Source organism: Vibrio sp. 2134-1 (assembly GCF_033339495.1).
This window is the reverse complement of the sequence record NZ_JAWOUS010000014.1, coordinates 131,738-148,245: the sequence shown is the minus strand read 5'-3', so window position 1 is coordinate 148,245 and position 16,508 is coordinate 131,738. Positions and strand designations below refer to the sequence as shown.

Annotated in this window: 13 protein-coding genes and 1 pseudogene; 11 read left to right on the top strand and 3 right to left on the bottom strand. The window is 44.6% G+C overall.

What is annotated here, in order from left to right:
- Positions 1-2,771 (bottom strand): tandem-95 repeat protein (locus R7R78_RS16315; protein WP_225474028.1); only part of this gene is annotated, 2,771 nt, incomplete at its 3' end.
- A gap of 400 nt (positions 2,772-3,171) precedes the next feature.
- On the opposite strand from R7R78_RS16315, the gene R7R78_RS16310 reads away from it, so the two are divergent.
- The 6 genes from R7R78_RS16310 (at position 3,172) to R7R78_RS16285 (ending at position 9,370) form a co-directional block, all read left to right on the top strand.
- Positions 3,172-4,482 carry a TolC family outer membrane protein gene (locus tag R7R78_RS16310; RefSeq protein ID WP_017635971.1) on the top strand — a complete coding sequence of 437 codons (1,311 nt, stop codon included), beginning with the start codon at positions 3,172-3,174 and terminating at the stop codon, positions 4,480-4,482.
- Positions 4,483-4,484: 2 nt separating this feature from the next.
- On the top strand, positions 4,485-5,099 hold the full coding sequence (locus tag R7R78_RS16305) for an OmpA family protein (RefSeq protein ID WP_005377354.1): 615 nt from the start codon (positions 4,485-4,487) through the stop codon (positions 5,097-5,099).
- A gap of 175 nt (positions 5,100-5,274) precedes the next feature.
- Positions 5,275-5,628, top strand: coding sequence for a DUF2750 domain-containing protein (locus R7R78_RS16300; RefSeq protein ID WP_005377352.1), 354 nt, complete (start codon positions 5,275-5,277; stop codon positions 5,626-5,628).
- 186 nt (positions 5,629-5,814) lie between these two features.
- Positions 5,815-7,785 (top strand): diguanylate cyclase domain-containing protein, encoded by a 1,971-nt coding sequence (locus tag R7R78_RS16295; protein ID WP_225474026.1) that lies wholly within the window; start codon positions 5,815-5,817, stop codon positions 7,783-7,785.
- 87 nt (positions 7,786-7,872) lie between these two features.
- On the top strand, positions 7,873-8,571 hold the full coding sequence (locus tag R7R78_RS16290) for an IclR family transcriptional regulator (RefSeq protein ID WP_104979219.1): 699 nt from the start codon (positions 7,873-7,875) through the stop codon (positions 8,569-8,571).
- 106 nt (positions 8,572-8,677) lie between these two features.
- Positions 8,678-9,370, top strand: coding sequence for an SDR family oxidoreductase (locus R7R78_RS16285; RefSeq protein WP_053304419.1), 693 nt, complete (start codon positions 8,678-8,680; stop codon positions 9,368-9,370).
- Between the two features lie 198 nt (positions 9,371-9,568).
- On the opposite strand, the gene dkgB is transcribed toward R7R78_RS16285, so the two are convergent.
- Positions 9,569-10,369 (bottom strand): 2,5-didehydrogluconate reductase DkgB, encoded by an 801-nt coding sequence (dkgB, locus tag R7R78_RS16280; protein WP_225474025.1) that lies wholly within the window; start codon positions 10,367-10,369, stop codon positions 9,569-9,571.
- 112 nt (positions 10,370-10,481) lie between these two features.
- Between dkgB and R7R78_RS16275 the strand changes: the two genes are divergently transcribed.
- Positions 10,482-11,387 carry a LysR family transcriptional regulator gene (locus tag R7R78_RS16275; protein WP_225474023.1) on the top strand — a complete coding sequence of 302 codons (906 nt, stop codon included), beginning with the start codon at positions 10,482-10,484 and terminating at the stop codon, positions 11,385-11,387.
- Positions 11,388-11,519: 132 nt separating this feature from the next.
- Positions 11,520-12,425: a TIGR03571 family LLM class oxidoreductase gene (locus R7R78_RS16270; protein WP_086046771.1), complete on the top strand. Its 906-nt coding sequence runs from the start codon at positions 11,520-11,522 to the stop codon at positions 12,423-12,425.
- A 115-nt stretch (positions 12,426-12,540) separates the two neighbouring features.
- On the opposite strand, the gene R7R78_RS16265 is transcribed toward R7R78_RS16270, so the two are convergent.
- Positions 12,541-13,425, bottom strand: a complete 885-nt coding sequence (locus R7R78_RS16265) for a LysR family transcriptional regulator (RefSeq protein WP_005377338.1) — start codon at positions 13,423-13,425, stop codon at positions 12,541-12,543.
- 159 nt (positions 13,426-13,584) lie between these two features.
- On the opposite strand from R7R78_RS16265, the gene R7R78_RS16260 reads away from it, so the two are divergent.
- The 3 genes and pseudogenes from R7R78_RS16260 to R7R78_RS16250 all read left to right on the top strand — a co-directional run bounded on the left by R7R78_RS16260 (position 13,585) and on the right by R7R78_RS16250 (position 16,477).
- Positions 13,585-14,766, top strand: coding sequence for an MFS transporter (locus R7R78_RS16260; protein WP_176310984.1), 1,182 nt, complete (start codon positions 13,585-13,587; stop codon positions 14,764-14,766).
- A gap of 143 nt (positions 14,767-14,909) precedes the next feature.
- Positions 14,910-15,431, top strand: coding sequence for a TetR/AcrR family transcriptional regulator (locus R7R78_RS16255; RefSeq protein ID WP_053307056.1), 522 nt, complete (start codon positions 14,910-14,912; stop codon positions 15,429-15,431).
- Positions 15,428-16,477 (top strand): annotated as a pseudogene (locus R7R78_RS16250) (alcohol dehydrogenase family protein). Before R7R78_RS16255 ends, R7R78_RS16250 begins: the two are co-directional and overlap by 4 nt.
- Positions 16,478-16,508: the final 31 nt, after the last annotated feature.

Here is a 16,508-nt window from a genome sequence, read left to right as displayed (position 1 = left end):
GTGTCGTTTGGCAGAACATCAATTGTCACTGGCGTGTCTTCGTCAGTAACAGCTGTATCATCTTTTGCCACTGGCGCGTCATTGACTGGTGTGACATCGACGTTCACCGTGGTGGACTCCGATACCCCACCGGACGTGACGATGTAGGTGAAGCTGTCTGCCCCGTGGAAGTTGTCGTTTGGCGTGTAAGTGACGCTGCCATCCGGGTTGACCGAGACCGTGCCGTTTGCTGGACCGTTATTGGTATCCAGCGACACCACTTTATCGTCGCCTTCGAACGTGTCGTTCTCTAAGACCTTGATGATGGTTGGCGTATCTTCCACAACCGTCGCTTTATCTGCCACGATGTCCGCCACAGGCGCAACTGTGAAGTTCACCGTTTGGCTGACGCTTTCACCGCTTGGATCGGTGGCCGTAAAGGTCAATGCTTCTGAGCCGTTCCAGTCTGCGGTTGGAGTGAACGTAGCAATCCCATTGACGATCGCCACTTGAATGTTGCTGTTGCCGGAGACGCTGAAGGTCAGATCGCCATCCACGTTATCTACATCGCTGAAAGCCGTATTTAGATCGATGCTGTATGGCGTAAAGTCTTCTGCCAAGGTTTGGTCTGCAATGCTGCTTTCAACCACAGGCGTGTCGTTCACCGCATTCACGGTGACGTTAACCGTCGCTTGGTCAGTCAGTGCACCATCGGTCACGGTGTAAGTGATTTCAGCGTCACCATGGAAGTTCTCAGCCGGTGTGAAGACCAGTTTGCCATCAACGATCTCAACTGTACCTTGTGTTTCAGGTACGGAAGCCGATTCAATCGACAGCTTATCGCCATCGATGTCAGTGTCGTTTGGCAGGACATCAATCGTCACTGACGTGTCTTCGTCAGTAACGGCATTGTCATTGGTCGCCACTGGCGCATCGTTGACTGGCGTGACATCGACGTTCACCGTGGTGGACTCTGATACCCCACCGGACGTAACGATGTAGGTGAAGCTGTCTGTACCGTGGTAGTTGTCGTTTGGCGTGTAGGTTACGCTGCCGTCCGGGTTGACCGAGACCGTGCCGTTAGCTGGACCGTTGTTGGTATCCAGCGACACCACTTTGTCGTCGCCTTCGAACGTGTCGTTACCTAAGACCTTGATGATGGTCGGCGTGTCTTCCACAACCGTCGCTTTATCTGCCACGATGTCTGCCACAGGCGCTACTGTGAAGTTCACCGTTTGGCTGACGCTTTCACCGCTTGGATCGGTGGCAGTAAAGGTTAACGCTTCTGAGCCGTTCCAGTCTGCGGTTGGAGTGAACGTAGCAATACCGTTGACGATCGCCACTTGAATGTTGCTATTACCAGAGACGCTAAACGTTAACTCGCCATCCACATTATCCACATCACTGAAAGCGGTGTTTAGATCGATGCTGTATGGCGTAAAGTCTTCTGCCAAGGTTTGGTCTGCGAGGTTGCTTTCAACCACAGGTGTGTCGTTCACCGCATTCACCGTGACGTTAACCGTCGCTTGGTCGGTCAGTGCACCATCGGTCACGGTGTAAGTAATTTCAGCATCGCCATGGAAGTTCTCAGCCGGTGTGAAGACCAGTTTGCCATCAACAATCTCGACTGTGCCTTGCGCTTCAGGTACGGACGCCGATTCAATCGACAGCGTATCGCCATCAATATCGGTGTCGTTTGGCAGGACATCAATCGTTACTGAGCTATCTTCCTCTGTAATTGTTGTATCATTAGAGGCAATAGGCGCATCGTTAACTGAGTTTACTGTTACCGAAACTTGAGCTTCATCCTCTAACTCACCATCTGAGATGATGTAGCTAATCGTTGCATTACCGTTGAAATTTTCAGCCGGAGTGAAAACAAGCTTACCATCGATAATCTCAACGATACCTTGCTCTTCTGGTACAGAAGCAGAGGTAATGATTAAATCATCACCTTCAATATCACTGTCGTTAGCGAGCACATCAATTACAACCTGGGAATCCTCGTCAGTTTGAATCGCATCATTAGTTGCTATTGGCGCGTCATTAACAGGCGTAATATCTAAGTTAGCAGTGCCATTAATAACACCGCCATCGTTATCAATAATGTCATAGGAGAATGACACTTCAGTGTCATCGTCAGCCTCTGGAATGTAAGTCCAAGATCCATCGCTGTTATCAATTAAGGTGCCATTCCCACTCTCAATAGTGACGTTTGTAATGACAAGAGTATCGGCATCATCAATATTGACGTTCGATAGTAATTCTTCAGTAGTTATCGTGATTGGATCGCTATCTTCCTCAACAGCGCTTAATGTCACTGGAGAATTAGTAAGTGGCTTACTTGAGCCATCCCCACTTGTCTCGATACCTGTTGTGAAGAAATCATTTAAGGTCAACGCTTGAGTTTCAGATAAGCCGAGGGATTCTAAGCCAATAGTTTCAAAGTTTGTTGAGGCTAGCACTTCAGTACCATCTCGTACAATCGTGGCACTATTTTGCAAACTGGAGCCACTATTTTCACCCGCTGCAGGTGCGAGTTCTTCATCAATAGCAGAAGGGTCTTGACCTTGCTCAATAGCACTAATAATCTGTGCTACATCGTCTGAAATATCTTTTAAACCTTGCTCTTGAGCAAGCTGAATTTTCAGGTCTTGAGGCGCAGCATCTGTCATTGCCACTATCACTTCACCTGGTAGAGGCTGCTGTCCTTCTGCAAGGACTCTCAGCTGCCCATCCAAACCTATTACGACGACTTGATTACCGAGTGGCACTAATGCTGTACGATCCATATAAACCTTAACCCTAAATAACTGTCAAGTTTTTGACTAACAATACTAATTTGCTATATATTGCCCGAATATATAGTGCAATAACAGCAATTTGATGCTCAATAAAGTAATTATGTGTCATACATCAATAAGAATCCAGATGCATAAGTGTTTTATTTTATTAAAATCTGGACACACGTTCCTAGCTATTACCTTCATCTTTAATTTGAGATCTTAATTCAAGTTTCAGGCAGATTTAGTAGGTTGATTTATCAAAATTGAAACAAATGAACAGCGAATCAACAGGTTACTTCATCGCATATTAATGTTATTGTGCGCTAAATTATTGACGCCCTTATAAGTATTCCACTTATAAGCCCTATCACCTCGAGAATTTTTACCATTATCTAGGAGAATCACAGTGAAGTGGACTCGTGCCAACGCCTTTTGTATTGGTATGTTCACCGCTAGTCATGCTTTTGGGCAAACGCTAGAGCAAGCGGTTGAAAACACATTAAAAACCAATCCTGACATCAAAAGTGCGTTCAATGAATTCGTTAGCAAGCAGTATGTGAATGAAGCATCTGGTGGTGCTTACCTCCCATCCGTAGACTTAGATGCCGGTATCGGTTACGAAGGAATCAAACCCGCAGAGTCAGGGCGAGATTCAACCGATCTGACAAGAAAAGAAGCCACCGTGACACTAACCCAGCTAATATGGGATGGCTCAGCGACACTTAATGATATGGATCGAACAGCAGCTGATGCTGAATCGGTCCGTTATCAACTTCTAGCTGATGCCCAAGACACCGCTCTAGAGGTCGCGAAAGTTTATTTAGACTCAGTAAAAGCTTATGAAATTCTTACACTTTCCGAGAATAACTTGAAAGTGCATAAGAAGATCTATGAAGACATTAAAAAGCGAGTTAACTCAGGTATCGGTTCTACAGCAGACCTAACCCAGGTAGAGGCTCGTTTAGCAAAGGCTCACGGTAACTTGGTGGCAGCTCAGAACAACTTATATGACAGCCACACCACCTTTACACGCCTTGTCGGACAGTCACCACAAGGATTGATTTTCCCAAGAGCGGACCAAAACTTTATTCCCTACACCATCGATGAAGCGATTGACTTGGCATTCGAGTCACATCCAGTAATCAAAATTTCGGTAGCTGATGTGGACTCTGCAAAGTTCCAATACAAGCAATCTAAGGGAACTTACTACCCAACGATATCGGTAGAAGCGGCTCAAACATGGCGTGATGATGCAAGCGGTATCGAAGGAAGCAGCGAAGAGACAACAGCAATGTTACGTATGCGTTACAACCTCTTTAACGGTGGTAGTGACGTAGCCAACGCTGAAAGTTTTGCCTACCAACTAAATAAAGCAAAAGACCTAAGAGAACGTGCATACCGCCAAGTAGAAGAAGGTCTTCGTCTATCTTGGAGTGCGTTAGATTTAACACTTCAACAAAAAGAGTTCCTAGCGGATCACGTAGATTCGGCCTCTGAAACTGTCATCGCCTACGAAAAGCAGTATCGCATTGGAAAACGCACTCTGCTGGACTTGTTAAATACTGAAAACGAACTTTTCGAAGCAAGAAAGAACTACTTGGATGCTCGATACTCAGAGCAGTACGCCAAGTACCGCGTTATGAACGCGACTGGCCAATTGTTAAATGCCTTGCGTGTCGATGTACCTACAGAATGGAATGAAAAGGTGGAGTACTGATCATGAAACCAGTGAAGATTCTATTTGCATTGGGTATGCTCGCCATCACTCAACACGTTGTTGCTGAAGACGAATATGAGTATCGTCCTGTACCAAATGCAGAACAAATAGCAGATTTGCAAGATGACGACAACGATGGTGTCATCAATGCTCGAGATATGTGTCCAGGTACACCTGAAGGCTCAGAGGTCGACAACGACGGTTGTGGAGAATACATTAAAGCATCAGATAACATGCAAGTGCGGATACTTTTTGCTAACGACTCTGATGAGATCAATCCAGTCTTCAGAAGACAAGTCCGAGAGCTTTCCGACTTTTTAAAAGAGTACCCTACTACTTCGATAGAGCTGCACGGCTATGCTAGTAAAGTTGGTGGTTCAAAGCATAACCAAGATCTTTCTGAAAGACGAGCACGCAATGTCCGTGAAGCCCTACTAAGCTACGACATCGAACCGAGTAGAGTCCGCATTGTTGGTTTTGGTGACACTCACTTAGCACAGCAAGGGACCGATGAAGTCAGCCATGCTTTAAATCGTCGAGTAACCGCATCAGTCGTTGGTTACAAAGGCGAGATAAAAAGAGAGTGGACAATATTCACAACTCTTCCAGAAAGGTAAAGTACCTGTTTTTGTTTGCTCTGCAAGCATAAAGCAAACAAAAACGAGTGAATACTTAACCTCAGAAAAGGAGCTTCGGCTCCTTTATTTTTACTCATTTCGACAACCGTATTATGCTTTAGGAATCGGCACTTTAGTGTTACTCTAGCCACGTCATAACAACGAGAGTTTTGAAATGAGCAAACTTACATCAGATATCCAAGCGAACCTTGACCTTTTTGTTGCAGAAACGAAAGAAAACCAATTGGTTTGGGGTTTACGCAATGAAGAAGGTTGGCTATCTTGCGATTCAACTGAATTCGAAAACAGCGAAGTCATGCCTTTCTGGTCTTCTAAAGAAGATGCAGAAGCACATAATGTTGAAGAATGGGCAGATTTTACTGTACTAGAAATCCCATTAGATATCTTTGTTGAAGATTGGCTTTTGACTCTTGCTGAAGATGGTGTTCTTGTTGGAACTAACTGGAACGATCAGTTAGAAGGCAAAGAAATGGAGCCTCAAGATCTAGCAAAGCTTTACATTGATTAAAGATTTCTGACCTCAACTTTATGTTGAGGTCTTTCTTTTTATGCCTCTTCTTTCAATATCTCGACCAAGTGCATAGTTTTACTACTCTTTTTCTTAGTACACCCAACTTAATCACAACGCTGATGCGTTAAAAGCGCTATGATAACTCAACTTTAAAGGCACCTTAAATTAAAGGCTCGTTTAAACATGCGCGTGCTCTATCCTTTGCTTGCGTCACTTTTGCTCACTCCAGTATATGCAAGCGACACTCAAGATATTGAACCAAACCAAAATATCACACAGTGGCACTCTGTCTACCAAACCACACTACGAAGCAACCCTGAGTCGGCATTGAGCATGCTTCAAGATCGCTACCATACAGCGAAATCGGACAGCGAAAAGCTCTACGTAAGTGGATTGATTTATGAATATATGTCAAACATAAATCAGCCTTACTACGGCAGCAGTCAAGTCTTAGACAACCATTTTTCTCAATTAGAATCAGAATATATTCTTGCCTTAAAGGAACGTAAGCATGGTAGTTACGAGGCCTCAGTAGATAGCTTTTCTTCTTTGCGACAGACAATGAAGAAAATATCCGATTCCGAAGGCAAGGCTCTGATGAACTATCAACTTTGTTATACGCTGAATCAACAAGGTCGTTATCACAAAGCAAACTTTTATTGCTCATCCTTAGAGAGCCACTTAAATCATAAGCATCAAGAAAACTTCCCTGTTGATCTTGCTTTGCGCGTAATAGCAAATAACTACAATTACCGCGGTGACTATGAAAAAGCCTTAAGTTTGTATCGACAGTTGATGGCCAACATGTCGACGCAAAGCGATCCTTCAGGGATTTACAATGACGTCGGCAATTTACTTGCAGAGCTGGGGCAATTTGAACAATCAGAGCAATATCTCATTCAAGCCCTACTGGTTCGCCAAGATGAAGGGACACCTCTTGAAGTTGCACAAGTCGAACATAGTCTAGGAGCGATGTACAGAAAATCCAAAGAACTCGATAAGTCCATCAGCCACTACAAAAATGCATTGACGATTCTCGAACAACTTCATTACCCATACGGGCAAGGGTTGACCTATTTAGGGTTATCTGCTGCTTTGGCCGATTCTGGGCAATTAGATACCGCGGTAGATTACATTGGAAGAGCATTAAACATTGCCCAAACTTATGAGAATACGCACCTTGAAACAGAGGGTCATTTGGCTGCTGGATTGGCATATTTAAAGAACCATACACCCGAAAAATCGATTGAACACACTACAATAGCGTTAAGATTAGCGGTAAAAAACGCTAGGCCCTTATTGCAAGCGCAAGCCCAATTACTCCTCTCAAAAGCATACCAAGCTCAAAATGATTACAAAAAGGCGCTGGAGCATCACAAGGCCTACTCGACGATTGAACTAACGAACCGAGACGCGAGTAATATCAAGGCGTTAGAGGCACTAGATCTCACTAAAAAAGAGTATGAATATGATCTACAAGTCGCGCAGTTGAACAACGAAACTCTTCTAAGTCAGTACCAGTTTGAAAAACTCACAGATCAACAACGCACTTATAATTTTGTTGTTTTCTGTTTATTGGTTCTCCTCGCTCTGGCATTGATGGTTCAGCGACAAACACGCTTAAAAGCCAAAATAGACAGCTTAACGTGTGCATTAAACAGAGCGGCAATTATAGAGACGATTAAAAGCCAAACCTCCAAAGCTGAAGGAGACTTCCGCTACGTTCTAGCATTAATCGATCTAGATGACTTTAAGGCGATTAATGATCAGTATGGTCATCCGACTGGCGACTTAGTACTACAACAGGTGTGCAAAGCGCTTAAAGCTAAACTTAATAAGGGAGAGTACTTGGGTCGTTTAGGTGGAGAAGAGTTTATCTTGCTATTGAAAAACGTCGATGAGATTGACGTTCCCTTTAGAATACAAAGTCTGCATAAAACAATTTCAGAAAAGAGTGTACATTCGCTTAATAACCATCAATTGAATATATCTGCGAGTCTGGCCTATCTATCAACCTCAATGCCACTCACCAACTTTGATGAGCTCTATTCGATATTAGACCAAGCGTTATACAATGCTAAGAAGCAAGGAAAAAACTCCCTTGTGGACGCATACAACGAGCCGATCAGTTTAAGTGCTGAGTATATTCTCTAATAAAACCAAACCACCAGCGTAGTGGTTTGTTATAGGTGGAAGCATCAGTAAGCCATTCAGATGCAACATCATCATCAAGGAGTCTTTGTGCCCAAGGCAAGAAAAAACATTCAGTCTCTAGAGCGAGGTTTTCTAATCCTCGAGTTGCTCTCGATGAGTGAATCTCCCCTATCATTACAGACTATCAGTAATGCGATCCAGTTAAATAAGACGACTGTTCACGGGTTACTTGCGACTCTACACTCTCTTGGATATGTATCCAAACACAACCATAGCTACAGCCTAGGGTTTAGATGCTATGAACTGTCTAAGCCGATTGAACAAAAAAACGAAGCTATCCGACAACATTTTGTTCCATTGCTGAAAAAAATGGCCCAAATGACTAACAACACAGCTTACCTCGCTGTACAAAGTGGCGCTAAAGAGTACTTGTATATCGATGCTATAGAGCAGGATAACCCTCTTACTATCCGTAGCCCGAGAGGGAAACGAGAAGGACTCACAACATCTGCGATCGGCAAAGTTTTTCTTAGTTTTGATGATGAGCTTCGTCGAACATTACGCCTTGAAAACCAAATATCCCCCACGTTAGAAACTGAACTTAATCAGGTTGTATTATCAGGTTACGCACTCGATTTAGAAGAGGCAGAGCCAAACCTCAATTGCTTAGCGATCCCCCTTTACTTGGATGGTAAAGTCGTTGCTGTTGCAGGTGTTAGCGGTGCTGCCTCCGAACTGACGGTCACTAGGCTAAAACACTTTGCAAGAATCTTTCTCAAATTTTAAGATTTGACAATGTCGAATCCTAGGCCATTTTTATACTGTTTTGATTACATGCTTATACGTCGCCTCTAATATGGTCGTTGTTCAACTCAACAACGTAGGAGAAGCGATGTCTACTGTATTAATCACTGGCGCTAACCGTGGCTTAGGCTTGCAATTTGTCCGCCACTACCTTGGAAAAGGTTGGCAAGTTATCGCAACTTGTCGTTCACCAGAAAATGCTAAGCAGCTCAATGAACTAGTAACCCAATCCAATCAACTTCAACTGATGGCTCTAGACGTCACTAACCAACAAGATATCGATCAGTTAGCCACTCAATTAGCGGATCGTCCGCTCGATCATTTAGTTCTTAATGCAGGTGTATTAGGCGAAGAGTGTGCAAAGCTTGGCGAAATGACCCAGAAAAAATGGCTAGAAGTACTAAACATAAATACCGTCGCACCTGCCCTGCTAATTCAAGCCCTACAAGACAACGTTGCGAAAAGTCAGCACAAAACCATCGTGGGAATCTCAACCCGAGTTGCGAGTTTAAGCGATAACAGTTCAGGTAACATGTACAGTTATCGAGCATCTAAAGCAGCGCTTAATCAGGTTCTAGTATCAGCAGCACGCAATCTCGAATCACGAGGAGTAAAAACTGTCGCAGTTCATCCCGGCTGGGTAAAAACCGATATGGGCGGTGAGGACGCAACCTTTTCTGCCGAGGAAAGTGTTGCAGGCATTGTTTCGGTCGCAGAACAGCTAACACTTGAGCAATCCGGAAGCTTCCGCGTATTTGATGGCTCTACAATCGAATGGTAACTGTTCTCTAAATGACGTCTCCCGGCCAAATTGAAGGCCGGGAGAATACAGTAAACCAATAGGCCAAAAAGATAAAAGCTCGCACTATCGTCAGACAAGCAAGCCGTTATCGTCTATGGTGTTTTACTACCGTCAAACGCTGAGGAAGTCAGCGATTGCAGAGGTGTCATTTAGGCAATGATTTCCCGTGAAACTCACTCAATCATCCCACTCAGGCGCTAGCCCTTCAGGGTTTACTTCGCGGCCATTTCTTTCCAACGCATCTATCTTTGCAATCGCCTCTTCACTCAGATTAAGTTCAAGTGCTTTCAGGTTACTTGCTAAATTCTCTCGTTTAGTTGAAGACGGGATCACCGCGTAACCTTTTGACAAAGCCCAAGCAAGCACGACTTGAGCTGGCGTGGCCTGATAGTCCTCAGCAATACCTGCAATAGTTGGGTCCCCAAGTACTTTCCCATATGCCAAGGTCATGTAAGACGTTACCTGAATATCGTTTTCCTGCATGAAGCTGACCAACTTACGATTTTGCAAATAAGGGCTAAGCTCGATTTGGTTAGTAACAATATTCTCTTTACCGACCACTTCTATCGCTTGTTGCAACAAGTCAATATTAAAGTTGGATACGCCAATATTACGGGTTAACCCTTGCGATTTAGCTTCAAGTAATGAAGCCATGTATTCGTTCAAGTTATTGTTATTGCCAGGCCAATGGATCAAGGTCAAATCCACATAATCTGTATTTAGCTTTTCTAAGCTCTCTTTTAGACTTGGAATGAGTTGTTCCGTGTTCATGTTATCAACCCAGATCTTGGTCGTAATGAATAGCTCATCACGTGCAATACCGGACTGTGTCAATACTTCACCGATTTCTGCCTCATTACCGTAAATCTGTGCAGTATCAATTACGCGGTAACCCACTTCTAACGCATTACGGACTGAATCCTTAACTACTTCACCCTCTAAACGAAACGTGCCGACGCCAAATGATGGTACTTTCATCTAAATCTCCTGAATTATCGATTTTATAGTTGATTCGAAGCAAAACTTTACGCCGCAAGAAACTTTCCGTAAAGTTAACAATACTCAAATCTAATTTGAAATATATTCAACAATGAAAGCTACTCTAGATGAAATGCGCACCTTTATGGCCGTGGTCGATACGGGTTCAATCAGCTCTGCGGCTGAACTGTTATCGATGACCGTCTCGGCGGTGAGTCGATCGGTATCTCGGCTAGAAGCCAAACTCGAAACGACCTTGTTAAATCGCACAACCCGTAAGTTAGATGTTACTAATGAAGGAACGATATACCTCGATAAAGTCAGACATATTGTAGAAGCAGTAGAGAATGCCGAAGCACAACTGAAAAGCCAGAAATATAAGCCTTCTGGCCTCCTACGAATAAACGCAGCTACCCCGTTCTTACTGCACGTACTAACGCCGCACATTGCTAAATATCAGAGCTTCTATCCAGAAGTCGAAATCGATCTCAATTCCAATGAGGAAAATATTAGCCTTTTGGGAACAAAAACCGATATTGCTTTTCGTATCGGTGAGCTACAAAACTCAACCATGCGCGCGATATTTCTTGGTAAAAGTCGGATTCGAATCGTCGCGAGTCCAGAGTATTTAAGACAACATGGTACTCCAACCTCAATAGATCAGTTACTCAATCACAAGCTACTTGGATTCAACAAGCCGGAGTATCTTAAGGAATGGCCGATCATGGATGATAAGAACAAACTTCTGCGTATTATGAGTAGCCTAAGATCTGATAATGGCGAGACGCTAAGATGTTTAGCCTTACATGGTGCGGGGATAGCTTGCCTGTCTGACTTTATGACCTACTCTGACCGACAAGCTGGTCGCTTAGTGGGCGTGCTTAGTGAACACACGCATAATGTCGAACAGCCCGTTCATGCGGTGTATTACAAAAATGCCAGTACCTCACGCCGGATCAGCTCTTTTATTGACTTCATCAAGCAAGAAATCAAGGTAGAGAACCACCAGTTCCTTTAAAGACCACCGCTGTTTGTGGCAAAACACTTTTGTCTTTTTGCCGCTTTTTCTCACAACAAAAATCTCATAGTGTCCTGAATATCAGGGAGGCACCTTGCCTCCTAGTACTCAAAGTAATAGTCAGGCTTCATAATGCATAAAGATTTAAGTAACAGATTCACCATCGGGGTTGAGCTCCCCCTAGATAATGACTGGACCCAAGAAGGCCAGAAAAAACGCCTGCTCCAACGAAAACCGTTCGGCGTACCAGACATGAGTGCACATAAACAGCGTATTATGTTAGCCGATAAGTTAGGCTTTAACGTAGCGTGGGTGAGAGATGTCCCGTTGTACGACCCTAACTTTGGAGACGCGGCACAAATTTATGAACCGTTCAGTTATCTTGGCTATCTCTCTGCGTGCACCGACAACATTCTACTAGGGACAGCAGCGATAGTATTACCGTTAAGACAACCTTGGCTAGTGAAAAAAGCCGCTGCGACCATCAACGAGTTAAGTGGTGACCGCCTGATACTCGGTGTGGCTAGTGGAGACCGCCCTAGTGAATATCCCGTTTTTAATGCCAACTTTGACAGCCGTGGCTCAGCTTTTCGAGAAAGTGTAGAGATTTTGAAAGATACGCAAAATGATAAGCTGGGTAACGATCTACAGTTATTACCCGAGTTTGCTGATATTCCTATCTATGTCGCAGGGTTAGCGCAGCAAAGTCCACAATGGATAGGAGAAAACCTAGACGGCTGGCTCGCCTACCCAGGCACACCTGATGATCATGAACACCGCGTTGCACTTTGGCGCTCCGTAGCGGGAAACAAACCCTACGCCAGCTTTATTCATCTTGATTTAGTCGATAACCCAAATGCACCAGTCGTTCGGCATCATTTTGGTATCCAGGCCGGAGTCAATGGCTTGAGCGATGAGCTAGAAAAAATGCAAGAAGCAGGAGTCAATCACATCGGGTTGCATTTCCGTCGTAATAGCCAACCAATTGATAAATCAATGGAACAGATCGCTCAGTACGTGTTGCCACGCTTTAACTAAGAGCAAATAAAAATATGTGCCACCTTACTAAGGGGTGGCACGCTAGGCTTGGCAGTTGGAAAAACAAAAGCTGCAATAACGACAAAACTCTTTTGTTAAAACAACAATAATAGTGTTATTTTAAAGTAAGTCTTGGTTGAATAAAGTCGATGAACGCGGAAATACGCTTAGAGACTGAAGAAGATTTGTAGAACACAGCATTGACCTGTTCTCGTCCAGTATTTGTGATTTTTTCCGATTCAAACAATGCCACTAACCGTCCAGAATCAAGATCATCTTTCACCATAAAGCCAGATAAACATGCAATGCCGTTCCCTGCCAGCACTAACTGTCTAACCGTTTCACCACTGCTGGATAGGATATCAGGCTCTATCATCTCAAACCCTCGTAATGGCCACTGATTTAACACTTTAGCGCCAGAAAAACCGATCAAGTTATGACTGCGCAAATCGCTCACCGCTTCAGGGAAACCTCGTTTAGATAAATAACCAGGCGTGGCAACGATAAATAGTGGGCTTGTTCCTAAAGGTTTAGCATGCAGTGTTGAATCCGATAATCGTCCAATACGTATCGCCACATCGGTTCTTTTTTCCAATAGATCCACAAAACCCTCATTAGAGGTAAGATCGAGTTGAATATCAGGATAAGCCTCTTTAAATGGCTGAATTAACGGCACGAGTTGATGTAAAACAAATGGGCTAGCGGCATCAACTCTTAAGCGCCCCTTGGGTAATTCACCTCGTGTAATGATCTCTTCTTCAGCTTGCTGTATTTGTAGTAAACCTAAGCGAACCGCTTCAACAAACTGATGCCCTTCCTCAGTAACTTCCACTCTGCGTGTCGTGCGATTCAGCAAGGTTACCCCCAGCTGTGATTCAACTTTACTAACCGCACGAGATACCCTAGCGACTTGAATACCTAGTGCATCAGCAGCGGAAGAAAATCCACCACTATCCACAACTGCCATAAGAATCTCTAATTCATCTGATCGGGTTAACATTTCATCCCCTTTCTTAACTGCGCACTTCCATCATTTATAACAAAAGTATTTTGTAATAAACACCATTTTTCGCAACGAATAACTCTTTAATAATACACGACATGGAAACGGGCTATTCGTTTATCCATTCATATTCAATGATTATAAGAGAGAGTTGTTATGCCTTTAGCTTTACTTGCATTGACGCTGAGCGCCTTTGCTATTGGAACCACGGAGTTTGTAATTGTCGGTCTGATACCGACTATGGCCTCCGACCTCAACGTATCATTACCTTCAGCGGGTCTTTTAGTTAGCCTGTACGCACTTGGTGTTGCGGTTGGTGCTCCCGTTTTAACAGCGCTGACTGGTAACTGGAAAAGAAAGTACGTTCTGCTTTCTGTTATGGCACTGTTTGTTCTTGGCAATCTGTTAGCCTGGCAAGCACCTGGATACAACACACTAGTTACAGCAAGGATACTGACCGGGCTTGCACACGGTGTGTTCTTTTCGATCGGCTCGACTATCGCCACTGGCCTAGTGTCAAAAGAAAAAGCCGCTAGCGCAATTGCTATTATGTTTACCGGTCTGACCGTAGCTCTAGTGACGGGCGTGCCACTTGGCACCTGGATTGGCCAGACATTTGGTTGGCAGGCAACCTTCCTAATCGTCGCGATCCTTGGAATCATCGCACTGATAGGAAGCGCTCTGCTAGTGCCGAGTAATCTGAAACAACCACCAGCAACCAAGCTGTCATCGCAAGTAAAAGTCTTGACTCAGCCTCGTCTACTTTTGGTGTACGCAATCACCGCGCTCGGTTACGGTGGTACGTTCACTGCCTTCACTTACTTGGCTCCTATTTTGGAAGAAGTATCGGGGTTTGGCTCTAGCGCTATCAGCCTAATTATGTTGGTTTATGGTGTATCAGTCGCATTCGGCAACATCTGGGGCGGAAAGATGGCCGACTCTATGGGGCCAATCAAAGCTCTGACAGCCATTTTCTCGGGCCTAATTGTGGTATTGCTCGTGTTTAGTGTCACAGCATTTAATCCAATTTCTGCAGTAGTGACCATTCTTGTCTGGGGTGCGTTTGCCTTTGGTAACGTTCCAGGGCTTCAAGTTTATGTTGTCAAACTAGCAGAGAAATATTCACCTGATGCAGTCGACGTCGCTTCTGGTCTCAACATTGCTGCATTTAACGTAGGTATTGCACTGGGTTCTTGGGGTGGTGGCCTTATCGTGGCCAATGCTGGGCTGATGCACACACCTTGGATTGGCGCGATCGTAGTATTAGGTGCTCTACTACTAACCCGTTTCAGCGGAATGCTAGACAAGCGTGGAGAGCAGCCCGCAACGGCACACTGATTCACGTTCCAAATCGATAAAAATCACTTAAGTTAGCCCGGCATTACGTCGGGCTTTCAATACAGAGTTTAAATACACCATTGACTGAGGTAGAAAGTTTATTCTACCCTTAAGTAAAACAAACGTTCTACCTGGTGTATCAAATAGTGAAAGAAAAAATCGCAGCAAGCCTAGAAAAAGCATTCAGTCAGTATGGCTTCGCCGAGCCTAGCGTACCCCAACTCAAAAACGCCTGCGAAGTCAGCCTGAGAACCCTGTACAAATACTACCCCTCCAAGGAAGCGATGATTGTTGCAGCTCTCGAGCATCGCCATCAAAGGTATTTGAGTTTTTTGCTCGAAGACGCCCCTGCCAATGGAACACCGGCTGTATTACACCTATTCACTCGCCTCGAGGATTGGATGAAGGAGTTTGCACCGAATGGCTGCATGTCCATCAATGCATTAGCAGCCTATCCAGAAAATCTATCAATTAATCAAGCAGTAAAACAACACAAATTGGCGGTCCGTCAGCTTATGGGCCAACTAAGTCAGCGAGAAGACCTCGCAACCACACTCTTCTTGTTACATGAAGGTCTATCCAACGCATGGCCGGTTCTCGGTCACGCTGCCTTTGCATCCGCTGAACGCACTCTGCTAGAACTAATGAAGGAGAACAATCAATGACCACAATCCCGAAAGTCATGAAAGGCGTCCAACTTATCGGTCATGGTGGGCCAGATATGCTTCGTTACCGCGATGATCTACCTGTACCAGTCCCCTCGCCTGATGATGTATTGATCCAAGTTGCCGCCGCCGGAGTCAATAACACCGACATCAATACCCGAACAGCATGGTATTCTAAAAACGACGCCAATAGCATGGATGCAAGTTGGTCAGGAGACGCGCTATCTCTCCCTCGAATCCAAGGTGCCGATGTATGCGGTACCATCGTCGCTGTTGGTGAGAATATCTGCCCATCACGAATCGGTCAGCGTGTGCTTATCGAACCATGTATTACGCGCTTCCACAGTCAAGCACTTAGCTCGCCTTGGTACTTCGGTTCAGAATGAGATGGTGGCTTTGCTCAGTTCACTGTTGTTGACAGTAAACATGCATATGCTGTGAATAGTAGTTTATCGGATATCGACTTGGCCTCCTTCCCTTGTTCTTATTCAACTGCCGAGAACATGCTTGTCCGCTCTAATGTCACAGCGAGCGATACCGTACTGATTTCAGGGGCATCCGGTGGTGTTGGCTCTGCCGCAATCCAACTGGCGAAGGCGCGTGGAGCATACGTCATTGCTATCGCCAGCCCAGAAAAGAAAGAACAGATCACGGCATTAGGAGCAAACCAAGTTATCCCTCGCGATGCAAATTTAACAGCGACTCTCGGAGAAAACAGCGTTGACGTAGTGATTGATTTGGTCGCAGGAGAGCAGTGGCCACAATTTCTTCAGGTACTAAAGCCAGGATCAAGATACGCTGTTTCCGGCGCCATAGGCGGCCCAATTGTCGAGCTGGATGTAAGAACTCTTTACCTTAAAGACCTAGCGTTATTTGGTTGTACCGTTTTGGCACCAGAAGTATTCGGTAACTTAGTTCGCTATATCGAACAGAACGCAATTCGTCCCTTAGTCGCGGAGTCATTTCCCTTGAACCAGATAGGTCAAGCGCAAGAAGTATTTTCACGCAAGCAACATATTGGGAAACTGGTTTTGGAAATCACATAGCTTTTGTGATTAACAACGACCTATACAAGTC

Coding starts and splice junctions, on each gene's coding strand:
- R7R78_RS16275 (WP_225474023.1), top strand. CDS start 10,482: ATGAAAGCTACTCTAGATGAAATGCGCACCTTTATGGCCGTGGTCGAT.
- R7R78_RS16260 (WP_176310984.1), top strand. CDS start 13,585: ATGCCTTTAGCTTTACTTGCATTGACGCTGAGCGCCTTTGCTATTGGA.
- R7R78_RS16285 (WP_053304419.1), top strand. CDS start 8,678: ATGTCTACTGTATTAATCACTGGCGCTAACCGTGGCTTAGGCTTGCAA.
- R7R78_RS16270 (WP_086046771.1), top strand. CDS start 11,520: ATGCATAAAGATTTAAGTAACAGATTCACCATCGGGGTTGAGCTCCCC.
- dkgB (WP_225474025.1), bottom strand. CDS start 10,369: ATGAAAGTACCATCATTTGGCGTCGGCACGTTTCGTTTAGAGGGTGAA.
- R7R78_RS16300 (WP_005377352.1), top strand. CDS start 5,275: ATGAGCAAACTTACATCAGATATCCAAGCGAACCTTGACCTTTTTGTT.
- R7R78_RS16295 (WP_225474026.1), top strand. CDS start 5,815: ATGCGCGTGCTCTATCCTTTGCTTGCGTCACTTTTGCTCACTCCAGTA.
- R7R78_RS16305 (WP_005377354.1), top strand. CDS start 4,485: ATGAAACCAGTGAAGATTCTATTTGCATTGGGTATGCTCGCCATCACT.
- R7R78_RS16265 (WP_005377338.1), bottom strand. CDS start 13,425: ATGTTAACCCGATCAGATGAATTAGAGATTCTTATGGCAGTTGTGGAT.